The sequence below is a fragment of the Streptomyces muensis genome (assembly GCF_021474425.1).
GTDB classification, from domain to species: Bacteria; Actinomycetota; Actinomycetes; order Streptomycetales; family Streptomycetaceae; genus Streptomyces; species Streptomyces muensis.
Genome location: NZ_JAKEIP010000264.1, coordinates 1 through 11,020, shown reverse-complemented (window position 1 = coordinate 11,020; position 11,020 = coordinate 1). Strand labels below are relative to the sequence as shown.

Genomic DNA, 11,020 nt, shown 5'->3' with positions numbered 1-11,020 from the left:
CCCTCGGACACCGCGGACGACGCCCCCCGCCTCATCCCCGCCTACCCCGCCGCCGAGCGAGCCGTCCGCGCGCTCGCCGAAGCCGTCAAGTACTCGCAGTGGCGGCGCGACGCCGCCGACCCCGGCCGGGTGCCCGAGTACGACGACATCGACGAGAAGGGCGCCGCCCGGCTGATCGGCGGGCTCCTCGCGCGCGGGCAGGGCCTCACGCTCGGCACCGACGAGACCGCCGACCTGCTCGGCAAGTACGGCATCCAGGTGCACCGCGCCCTGCACGCCCCCACACCCGACGCCGCCGCCGGCGCCGCCGACACCCTCGGCTACCCCGTCGCCCTCAAGGCCACCGCCCCCCATCTGCGGCACCGCGCGGACCTCGGCGGCGTACGGCTGGATCTCGCGGACGAGGAGCAACTGCGTCGGGCGTACGCCGAGTTGACAGAGCTCTTCGGCAAGCCGGAGGAGCTGCGGCCGGTCGTGCAGAGCATGGCACCCCGGGGCGTCGACACCGTCGTACGGGCCGTGATCGACCCGGCCGCCGGTGCCGTGCTGTCCTTCGGGCTCGCCGGAGCCGCCTCCCAGCTGCTCGGCGACATGGCGCACCGGCTCATCCCGGTCACCGACCGCGAGGCCACCTCGATCATCCGCTCGATCCGGACCGCACCGCTCCTGTTCGGCTGGCGCGGCTCCACGCCCGTGGACACCCCCGCCCTGGAGGAACTGCTGCTGAGGGTGTCCCGGCTGGTCGACGACCACCCCGAGGTCGTCGCGGTCACCCTGGAGCCGGTCGTCGTCGCCACCCACGGTCTGAGCGTGCTCGGCGCCTCCGTACGCCTCGCCCCGCCGCCCGCCCGTGACGACCTCGGACCGAGGACGCTGCCCACGTACTGAGACCGCCCTGAGCGGTGCCTCGCAGTCAGTGCGCCCCCGTAGGATGGGCGTCATGGCCAAGACCAGTACGACGACCCAGGGGCTGCGTGCGGCGATCGAGCGCAGCGGCTACTACCCGGCCCTCGTGGCCGAGGCGGTGGAGGCCGCCGTGGGCGGCGAGCCCATCCGGTCGTACCTGGTCCACCAGGAGACGACGTTCGACCAGAACGAGGTGCGGCGGCATGTGACCGTCCTCGTCCTCACCGGCAACCGTTTCATCGTCAGCCACACCGACGAGCAGGCCGCGGACAGCACCTCCCCGACGCCGTACGCCACCACCTCCACCGAGTCGGTGAAGATCGGCCGGATCTCGTCGGTCGTCGTCAGCCGTGTCGTCGCCAACCCGGAGCAGTACAAGCCGGGCACGCTGCCCCGCGAGGTCGTGCTGACCATCGGGTGGGGCGCCGTCTCCCGGATCGACCTGGAGCCCGCCGCCTGCGGCGACCCCAACTGCGAGGCCGACCACGGCTACACCGGCAGCTCGACGGCCGACGACCTCAGCCTGCGGGTCAGCGAGGCCGGCGACGGCCCCGAGACCGTCCGCCAGGCCCTCGCCTTCGCCCAGTCGCTCTCCGAGGCGACCGCGGACCTCGCTCGCTGATGGCGCAGACCACCGCCTGGGACCCCCACCCGGAACCCCTCGCCGTCCACTCCGCACCCGTCCCCGAGTACGGCAGCGGCTCGCTCGCCGATCTGCTGCCCACACTGGCCGCGGGCATGGCCGTACCGGAGATGACCGCCGCGATCCCCGAGCTGACCGCCGCCGACCGCAACTGCGTGTTCCTGATCGACGGCCTCGGCTGGGAGCAGCTCAAGGCGCACCCCGAGGACGCGCCGTTCATGACCTCGCTCCTGAGCAGCTCGCGCGGCGGCACCGGACGCCCGATCACCGCCGGCTACCCGGCGACCACCGCGACCTCCCTCGCCTCCGTCGGCACCGGCCTGCCGCCCGGCGCGCACGGCCTGCCCGGATACACCGTCCGCAACCCCGAGACCGGCGAGCTGATGAACCAGCTGCGCTGGAACCCGTGGTCGCCGCCGCACGTCTGGCAGCCGTACCCCACGGTCTTCCAGCTGGCCCAGCAGGCGGGCGTGCACGCCGCCCAGGTGTCCTCGCCCACCTTCCAGAACACCCCGCTCACCAAGGTCGCACTCAGTGGCGGAACGTTCCTCGGGCGGCTGACCGGCGAAGACCGCATGGACCTCGCCGCCGAGCAACTGGCAGCGGGCGACCGTTCCCTGGTCTACACGTACTACGCCGAACTCGACGGAGCCGGACACCGCTACGGCGTCGACTCCGACACCTGGCGCGGCCAGCTCATGTACGTCGACCGCCTCGTGCAGCGCCTCGCCGAGCAACTGCCCCCGCGCAGCGCCCTCTACGTCACCGCCGACCACGGCATGATCGACGTGGCCTTCGACGAGGAGCACCGCATCGACTTCGACGAGGACTGGGAACTGCGCGCCGGCGTCGCCCTGCTGGGCGGCGAGGGCCGGGCCCGGCACGTCTACGCGGTGCCCGGCGCCGCGAACGACGTGCTGACCTGCTGGCGCGAGGTGCTCGGCGAGCAGTTCTGGGTGGCCTCCCGGGCCGAGGCGATCGAGGCGGGCTGGTTCGGGCCGCGGATCGACGAGCGGGTGTACGACCGGATCGGCGACGTGATCGCGGCCGCGCGGGACGACGTCCTGATCATCGCCTCCGAGCGGGAGCCGAAGGAGTCGGCGATGGTCGGCAACCACGGTTCGATGACCCCCGCAGAGCAGCTGGTCCCCCTGCTCGAAGTACGCTCCTGACGACTCCGTCCGTTCCCCTTGCTGCCGAAAGGTGCTCAACTCAACATGCCCGAGCTGGTGTTCTTCTCCGGAACCATGGACTGCGGGAAGTCGACGCTGGCTCTCCAGATCGAGCACAACCGTTCGGCGCGTGGCCTCGCGGGCATGATCTTCACCCGTGACGACCGGGCCGGCGAGGGCAAGCTGTCCTCACGGCTGGGCCTGGTCACGGACGCGGTGGAGGTCGAGGACGGCCAGGACCTGTACGCGTATCTCGTCGACCACCTCTCGCAGGGCGGCCGCGCGGACTACGTCATCGCCGACGAGGCCCAGTTCCTCGTGCCGGAGCAGATCGACCAACTCGCCCGCGTGGTCGACGACCTGGGCATCGACGTCTACGCCTTCGGCATCACGACCGACTTCCGCTCCAAGCTGTTCCCCGGCTCCCAGCGCCTGGTGGAACTGGCCGACCGCGTCGAGGTCCTCCAGGTCGAGGCGCTGTGCTGGTGCGGCGCCCGCGCCACCCACAACGCTCGCACGATAGGCGGCGAGATGGTCGTCGAGGGCGCCCAGGTGGTCGTCGGCGACGTCAACCAGGCGGACGCCGTCGGTTACGAGGTCCTGTGCCGCCGCCATCACCGACGCCGTATGACGGCGGCCAGCGCCCGGGCGGCGGCGCTGTCCCCGGACGTCCTGCCGGTGCAGCCGGTCTGAGACGCGGCCGACTCACGGCCGCCCCGCTCCCGAGCGCGCTCAGCGCGGGTTCTGGATCAGCGAGAACCGTGCCCCCTCCGGATCCGCCACCGTCGCCACACGGCCGTGGGCGCTGTCGTGGGCCGGTTCGAGGACATGTCCGCCGAGGTCGACTACCCGGGCCACCGTCCCGTCCGTGTCGGCGACTTCGAAGTACGTCATCCAGTGCGGCCCCCTATCGCGCGGCAGGGCGGTGCCGACACCGTGGATGCCGGCGACCGGGCGGCCGTCGACGTGCAGGGTGACGTAGTCGAAGTCGGCGGAGACCACCGGCTCCTCGTCGTAGGCGAAGACGGTCTCGTAGAACTTGGCGACGTTGACCGACTCGAAGGTCAACAGCTCGTTCCAGGCCGGAGTGCCGGGTACGCCCGTGATGGCCGTGCCCCGGTGCTCCGCCCCCTGCCAGATGCCGAAGACGGCGCCGGAGGGATCGGAGCAGATCGCCATCCGGCCGGCCTCGCCGGCGTCCAGCGGGCCCACGCCGACCGTGCCGCCGCACAGCCGTACCGTGTCGGCGGTCAGGTCCGCGTCGTTCGAGGCGAGGTAGGGCGTCCAGGCGATGGGGAGGTGGCGGTCGGGCGGCAGCTGGCCGATGCCGGCCACCTCACGGCCGTCGAGCAGGGCCCGCACATAGGGGCCGAGCTGCTGGGGACCGGGCTGGAACTCCCAACCGAACAGCGCCCCGTAGAACTCCTGGGTGGCGGCCGGCCCGTGCACCATCAGACTCACCCAGCAGGGCGTGCCGGGCGCGTGCCGAGTGTGCGTCTCGCCGTGCGGGCCGGCCGACCCCCGTGCCTCGGTCATCGTCACTCTCTCCTCGGCCCCTCGCGGTGGCCGCGTCGCTTCCGCTGTCCGGACCCCGTGCCGATGCTCGCACCACCCATGGCCACACGCGCTGCGGGCACGCCGCCGCACGACTGCAGCTGCCCGGAGGATGCCCGGTGTGCGATTTACGGCCCGTTTCCGTGCGATTGCCGATGGATGTCCTTCAGCTGTACAGCACGTGCCTGATCCCGTACGCCTCGTGATCGGACCTGTCCGGCGGAGCAGAGTAGCCGGACCTCGACGATGCGGCCACCCCGTGCGCAAGGATGGTGACCATGAACGCCATCATCTCCGCATCCGAACTCGCGAGCGAACTGACGGGCGAGAACCCGCCGGTCCTCCTCGACGTCCGCTGGCAGCTCAGCATGGCCAAGTCGGCAGGTGAGCCGCCGTTCGACGGCCGGGCCGCGTACGAGTCCGGGCACATCCCCGGCGCGGTCTACGTCGACCTGGACCGGGAACTGGCCTCCGCGCCCGGCACCCACGGGCGCCACCCGCTGCCGGACTTGGCCGAATTCGGTGCGGCGATGCGCCGGTCGGGCGTGTCGTCCGGGACGCCGGTGGTCGTGTACGACGGCGGCCAGGGCTGGGCCGCGGCCCGGGCGTGGTGGCTGCTGCGCTGGACGGGGCACCCCGATGTGCGGGTCCTCGACGGCGGGTTGCCCACCTGGGAGGGGGCACTGGAGACGTCCGTACCGACCCCGACGGAGGGCGATTTCCAGCCCGCCCCGGCGGCGACGGGGCTCCTCGACGCCGACGGCGCCGCCGCACTCGCCCGCTCCGGGCTGCTGCTGGACGCGCGGGCGGGGGAGCGGTACCGCGGCGAGGTCGAGCCGATCGACCCGGTCGGCGGCCACATCCCGGGCGCCGTCTCCGCACCGACGAACGAGAACGTGGGCCCCGACGGCCGCTTCCTGCCCGCCGGACAACTCGCCGACCGCTTCAAGTCCCTGGGGGCCTCCGAGGGCACGGAGGTCGGCGTGTACTGCGGCTCGGGCGTCTCCGCCGCCCACCAGGTGCTGGCACTGGCCGCGGCCGGCATCCCTGCCGCGCTGTACGTCGGTTCCTGGTCGGAGTGGTCCTCGGACCCGTCCCGGCCGGTGGCCGTGGGGCCGGATCCGCAGTAGGCGGGACGGTCCGAGCGGACGGGGCCGGTGTCCTTGGAAGCGGGCGCCGACCCTCCGGCTTCTCGGGCCGCTGTGTCGGTGGCGGCGGGCGGCTCCGGGGACACGGCCGCCCGAAGTCCCGCTGCGATGGTCGTACCTCCCGGTGTCCCAGGGGCGTCGTCGGGTCAGCCGGTTCGCCAGGCGCCGCACAGCCCGAGGGCCGCGCTGTAATGAGCGCGGCCCTGGTCCTCGTACGGCTGCATTCACAGCCGTACGCCGACTACTGCTCCTGCTGCCTACTCCTGCTTCTTCCTGCGCGTCCCGAACACGATCTCGTCCCAGCTCGGGACGGCGGCCCGGCGGCCCGGACGGACGCCGTCCGCTTCGGCCTGGCGGTCCGTGGCGCCGATCAGGCGGTCGCGGTGGCTGCCGACGGAGCGGGGCATGAGGACGTCCGCGTAGGCGGAACCGGCGGAGGCGGCCGGGGCGGGAGGTTCCTCCGTGACCGGCTCGGCCGGGGGTTCCTCCGCCTCGGGCTCCGACGGACGCTCCGGCACCACCAGGTCACCGCGGAAGCTGGGCACCGCCTCCAGCAGGCTGGTCAGCGAGTCCCGTTCCTCCGTGGTCTCCTCGGCGGGTTCGGATGCCTGGGCCGGCAGGCTGGGCCGGGCGGTGTCGAGGGCACGGTCCATCGAACGCTCGCGCGGAAGCCGGGCGATACGCGGCACGAACGGGAAGCTGGGCTCCGGAGCGGCGAGATCCTCGGACTCGCCGATCAGTGAGCGCGCCTCCTCGTCGACGGCCTGGACGAGCCGCCGGGGCGGGTCGTACGTCCAGCTCGCCGAGTGCGGTTCGCCCGCCACCATGTAGACCAGCAGCACTTCCCAGGTGCCGTCGTCGCGGCGCCACGAGTCCCACTGCACGGTGTCCTTGTCGGCGCCGCGCAGCAGCAGCCGCTCCTGGACGGCCTCGCCCAGCTGTGGACCGGCGGCGTTCTCACCGGGACGGCGGACGGGGGTCTTACGCGCTCTTTCGGCCATGAACGCGCGCTCGGCGAGCACGGGGCCCTCGAAGCGGCGGACGCGATCGACGGGGATGCCGGCGAGTTGGGCGACCTCTTCCGCGGTCGCACCAGCGCGTATACGCGCCTGGATGTCACGGGGGCGGAGATGGCTCTCCACCTCGATCTCGATCTGGCCGAGGCGGGGACGGTCGCCGCGCACGGCTGCGCGCAGGCGTTCGTCGATCGGAAGGGTGTACTCCGTCGCGTCGGCAGCCTTCAGCACCAGCCGTGTGCCGTCATTGGAGACGGCCACGACACGCAGTTCGGGCATGGGGACCTCCCGGGTGGTGCCTGCCGACGTCACGTGCGTCGCTGCTTCCGCTAGTCGAGTGTGGCCTGCCCGGGTGCAGCCTGCCACAACCTTGCCGAGTTGCCCGGCGTGTCGGGCACGGGCCCTGGATCGCCGTTATGGCACGGTTACCTATTCGCAACGCTAAGTGACCAACTCCGTCACCCTGTGCAACTAGCCCCCTCCCGGCGGTCCTTGAAGGCCACGGACACCCAGGCGGGAGACCGGACCCAGGGCTCGCAACAGTACTCCATTTGGGCCACGTGCGTGGATTGGCACGCCGCCCAACTTCTGGCAAGAAGCGTGACTCGGCCGTCGGTTGAGCGGTTTTCGGATCTTGGACGTGGCGTACTTCACCCAATCCGCAGAAACGGAACCAATGGGTTCCGTCATACGTCGCGGTCGGTCACGCCCCCAACACCCGTCGCAGGTAGTCGTTCTGGAACCGGCGGTCGGGATCCAGCCGGTCCCGCAACTCGGTGAACTCGCCGAAGCGCGGGTACACCTGGGCGAAGTACTCGGCGTCGCGCGTATGCACCTTGCCCCAGTGCGGCCGACCCTCGTGGGCGGTGAAGATCCGCTCGGCGGCGGTGAAGTACCGCTGGAACGGGGTGCCCTTGACCATGTGGACGGCGATGTACGCGCTGTCACGGCCCGAGGCGGTGGAGAGGGCGATGTCGTCGGCCGGGGCGGTGCGCACCTCGACGGGGAAGCTGACCCTGAGGCCGGAGCGCTCCACCATGGCCTTCAGTTCGCGCAACGTCTCGACGACGGCCTCGCGCGCAACGGCGTACTCCATCTCCACGAAACGCACTCGGCGCGGCGATGTGAAGACCTTGTAGGGGATGTCGGTGTACGTCCGCGCGGACAGGGCCTTGCTGGAGACCTGGGCGATGGCGGGGATCGTGGCGGGCACCGCGCGGCCGACCCACTGGGCGACCTGGAAGACGCCGTTGGAGAGCAACTCGTCCTCGAACCAGCCCTGGAGCTGCGGCACCGGCTTCTCCGGGCCCGCGCTGCGGTTGTTGCGCTTGGTGTTGGTGTTGCCGGTGTGCGGGAACCAGTAGAACTCGAAGTGCTCGTTCTCCGCCCACAGTTCGTCGAAGTCCGCCAGGACCCGGTCGAACGGCATCGGCTCCTCGCGCGCGGAGAGCAGGAACAGGGGCTCCACGGCGAAGGTGATCGCGGTGACGACGCCCAGGGCGCCGAGGCCGATCCGGGCGGCCGCGAAGACCTCCGGGTTCTCCTTCTCGGAGCAGGTCAGCACCGAGCCGTCGGCGGTGACCAGCTCCAGCGCCCTGATCTGGGCGGCGATCGACGCCGAGTCGCGGCCCGTGCCGTGGGTACCGGTGCTGGTGGCGCCGGAGACCGTCTGCTCCATGATGTCGCCCATGTTCGTGAGCGACAGACCCTCGCGGGCCAGGGCCATGTTGAGCCGCTTGAGCGGGGTGCCGGCCTCGACCGTGACCGTCATGGCATCCCGGTCGACATTGCGTATGCCGGTCAAGAGTTGAGGGCGGATCAACACACCGTCGGTCGCGGCAATGGACGTGAACGAGTGCCCGCTGCCGACCGCCTTCACCGGCAGGCCGTCCTCGGCGGCCCGGCGTATCGCCGCGGCCAGCTCCTCGACCGAGGCCGGAGTGACCTCGCGCGCGGGACGGGCGGCGATATTGCCGCCCCAGTTACGCCATGTGCCGTTCCTGCCGCTCGCTGTGCTGCTCAACGGTGCCTCCCCGACGCGGAGCCGGCCTGCTGAGCCGGCGATACCCCAGGAAACCGACCGCGACCGCGACGGCCCCGGACACCGCCGGAACCCCGTACCCGGCGTCCGCACCGGCGGCGTCGATCACCCAGCCGGCAGCGGAGGAGCCGAGCGCGACCCCGACCGCGAGCCCGGTGCTCACCCAGGTCATGCCCTCGGTCAGTTGCGCGCGTGGTACGTGCTCTTCGATCAGGGACATGGTGGTGATCATCGTGGGAGCGACGGCCATGCCCGAGACGAACAGCGCCACGGCCAGAAACGGCAAGTTTCCGACCAGTAGGAGGGGGATCATACTCACGGCCATCGCGCATATGCCCAGCAGCCAGCGAGGTTCGGGCGCCCCCTTGAAGCGCAACAGCCCGAAGACGAGACCCGCCCCGCAGGAGCCGGCCGCGTAGAGCGCGAGGACCACGCTCGCGGCGCCCTTGTGCCCCTGCTCGTCCGCGAAGGCCACCGTGACCACGTCGACGGCCCCGAAGATCGCTCCGGTCGCCACGAAGGGCGGTAAGGCGTGGCGCCGACCCGGTAAGGCGTACGGATGGCCGATACAGCTTACGAGTTAGGCGACCCTAACGTACCGGCCCTGACCTGACGGGAACCCGGGTGGTCACCCCACCGTTTCCCGGCTGTCAGTACCGGATGACAGGATCGATCCATGCCAGACGTGCGCGATGCCACCCCCTACGACGCCCTGCTCCTGCTCTCCTTCGGCGGCCCCGAGGGCCCGGACGACGTGATCCCCTTCCTGGAGAACGTCACCCGAGGGCGGGGCATCCCCAAGGAACGCCTGAAGGAAGTCGGCGAGCACTACTTCCTCTTCGGCGGCGTCAGCCCCATCAACGACCAGAACCGCGCCCTGCTGGACGCCCTGCGCAAGGACTTCGCCGAGCACGGGCTGGATCTGCCGATCTACTGGGGCAACCGCAACTGGGCGCCCTACCTGACGGACACCCTGCGCGAGATGGTCGCCGACGGCCGCCGCCGCATCCTCGTCCTCGCCACCAGCGCCTACGCCTCCTACTCGGGCTGCCGCCAGTACCGCGAGAACCTCGCCGACTCGCTCGCCGCCCTGGAGGCCGAGGGCCTGGAGCTGCCGAAGGTCGACAAGCTGCGGCACTACTTCAACCACCCCGGCTTCCTGGAGCCGATGATCGACGGCGTCCTCGCCTCCCTCGCCGACCTCCCCGAGGACGTCCGGGAGGGCGCCCACATCGCCTTCTCGACCCACTCCATCCCGAACGCCTCCGCGGACACCTCCGGTCCCGTCGAGGACCACGGCGAGGGCGGCGCCTACGTCGAGCAGCACCTGGACGTCGCCCAGCTGATCGCCGACGCCGTCCGCGAGCGCACCGGCGTCGACCACCCCTGGCGGCTCGTCTACCAGTCCCGCTCCGGCGCCCCGCACATCCCGTGGCTGGAGCCCGACATCTGCGACCACATTGAGGAGCGCCACGCGGCCGGAGTGCCGGCGGTCGTGATCTCGCCCATCGGCTTCGTCTCCGACCACATGGAGGTCCTCTACGACCTCGACACCGAGGCCAAGGCCAAGGCCGAGGAACTGGGCCTGCCGATGCGCCGCTCGGCCACCGTCGGCGACGACCCGCGGTTCGCCGCCGCGATCCGCGACCTCGTCCTGGAGCGCGCCGCCGTCGAGCGCGCGGAAGAGGTCACACCCTGCGTCCTCGGCGGGCTCGGCGCGAGCCACAACCTCTGCCCGGTCGGCTGCTGCCCGGCCCGCGCGCCCAGGCCCGCCGCGGCGGGCGCCGACAGCCCCTACGCGTGAGGAGCCCCGTGACCGACGTGACCGACGCCCCCGACCCTCTGCTCTCGGACCTGCTCGAACTGGCCCAGAAGGCCGCCCTCCGCGCGGGCGAGCTGCTGCGCGACGGCCGCCCGGCCGACCTGGCCGTCGCGGCGACCAAGTCGAGTCCGATCGACGTGGTCACCGAGATGGACATCGCGGCGGAGAAGCTGATCACCACCCTGATCTCCGAGCGCCGCCCGGACGACGGATTCCTCGGCGAGGAGGGCGCCGCCACCGAGGGCACCAGCGGCGTCCGCTGGGTGATCGACCCCTTGGACGGCACGGTCAACTACCTCTACGGGCTGCCGACCTGGTCCGTCTCCATCGCCGCCGAGCAGGACGGCGAGACGGTCGTCGGCGTGGTCGCCGCCCCGATGCGCGGCGAGACGTACCACGCGGTCCGTGGGGGCGGTGCCTGGGCCAGGGGAGCGTGGGAGGGCGAGCGCAGGCTCAGCTGCCGCCCCACGGCCCCGCTGGAGCAGGCCCTGGTCTCGACCGGCTTCAACTACGTCACCGAGGTCCGCACCCACCAGGCCGACGTCGCCCAGCGGCTGATCCCCCTCCTGCGCGACATCCGACGCGGCGGCTCGGCCGCGATCGACCTCTGCGACCTGGCGGCGGGGCGCCTGGACGGCTACTACGAGCGGGGGCTCAACGCCTGGGACGTGGCCGCGGGCGATCTGATCGCACGGGAGGCGGGTGCGGACCTCGGTGA

Annotated in this window: 10 protein-coding genes and 1 pseudogene; 7 read left to right on the top strand and 4 right to left on the bottom strand. The window is 71.8% G+C overall.

Features of this window, described 5'->3' with window-relative positions:
• The 4 genes from L0P92_RS36695 to L0P92_RS36680 form a co-directional block, all read left to right on the top strand.
• Positions 1-888 (top strand): acetate--CoA ligase family protein (locus L0P92_RS36695; RefSeq protein ID WP_234767392.1); only part of this gene is annotated, 888 nt, incomplete at its 5' end.
• 43 nt (positions 889-931) lie between these two features.
• Positions 932-1,528, top strand: coding sequence for a DUF5998 family protein (locus tag L0P92_RS36690; RefSeq protein WP_234767393.1), 597 nt, complete (start codon positions 932-934; stop codon positions 1,526-1,528).
• Positions 1,528-2,721, top strand: a complete 1,194-nt coding sequence (locus tag L0P92_RS36685) for an alkaline phosphatase family protein (protein ID WP_234767391.1) — start codon at positions 1,528-1,530, stop codon at positions 2,719-2,721. The genes L0P92_RS36690 and L0P92_RS36685 overlap by 1 nt, the downstream gene beginning before the upstream one ends.
• 45 nt (positions 2,722-2,766) lie before the next feature.
• Entirely contained in the window at positions 2,767-3,414 is a 648-nt protein-coding gene (locus L0P92_RS36680) for a thymidine kinase (protein WP_234767390.1), read from the top strand.
• Between the two features lie 39 nt (positions 3,415-3,453).
• On the opposite strand, the gene L0P92_RS36675 is transcribed toward L0P92_RS36680, so the two are convergent.
• Positions 3,454-4,257 (bottom strand): VOC family protein, encoded by an 804-nt coding sequence (locus tag L0P92_RS36675; protein ID WP_234767389.1) that lies wholly within the window; start codon positions 4,255-4,257, stop codon positions 3,454-3,456.
• A gap of 296 nt (positions 4,258-4,553) precedes the next feature.
• On the opposite strand from L0P92_RS36675, the gene L0P92_RS36670 reads away from it, so the two are divergent.
• A complete protein-coding gene (locus L0P92_RS36670; protein WP_234767388.1) occupies positions 4,554-5,405 on the top strand; it encodes a sulfurtransferase in 852 nt (283 codons plus the stop codon).
• A 275-nt stretch (positions 5,406-5,680) separates the two neighbouring features.
• On the opposite strand, the gene sepH is transcribed toward L0P92_RS36670, so the two are convergent.
• The 3 genes and pseudogenes from sepH to L0P92_RS36655 form a co-directional block, all read right to left on the bottom strand.
• Positions 5,681-6,718, bottom strand: coding sequence for a septation protein SepH (sepH, locus tag L0P92_RS36665; RefSeq protein WP_234767387.1), 1,038 nt, complete (start codon positions 6,716-6,718; stop codon positions 5,681-5,683).
• A gap of 424 nt (positions 6,719-7,142) precedes the next feature.
• Positions 7,143-8,462, bottom strand: coding sequence for a D-arabinono-1,4-lactone oxidase (locus tag L0P92_RS36660; protein WP_234767386.1), 1,320 nt, complete (start codon positions 8,460-8,462; stop codon positions 7,143-7,145).
• Positions 8,422-9,000: pseudogene (locus tag L0P92_RS36655) on the bottom strand (MFS transporter); the annotation flags it as partial. The pseudogene L0P92_RS36655 and the gene L0P92_RS36660, both read right to left, overlap by 41 nt.
• A 156-nt stretch (positions 9,001-9,156) precedes the next feature.
• Between L0P92_RS36655 and L0P92_RS36650 the strand changes: the two are divergent.
• Positions 9,157-10,284: a ferrochelatase gene (locus L0P92_RS36650; RefSeq protein WP_234767385.1), complete on the top strand. Its 1,128-nt coding sequence runs from the start codon at positions 9,157-9,159 to the stop codon at positions 10,282-10,284.
• Between the two features lie 8 nt (positions 10,285-10,292).
• Positions 10,293-11,020 (top strand): inositol monophosphatase family protein (locus L0P92_RS36645; protein WP_234767384.1); only part of this gene is annotated, 728 nt, incomplete at its 3' end.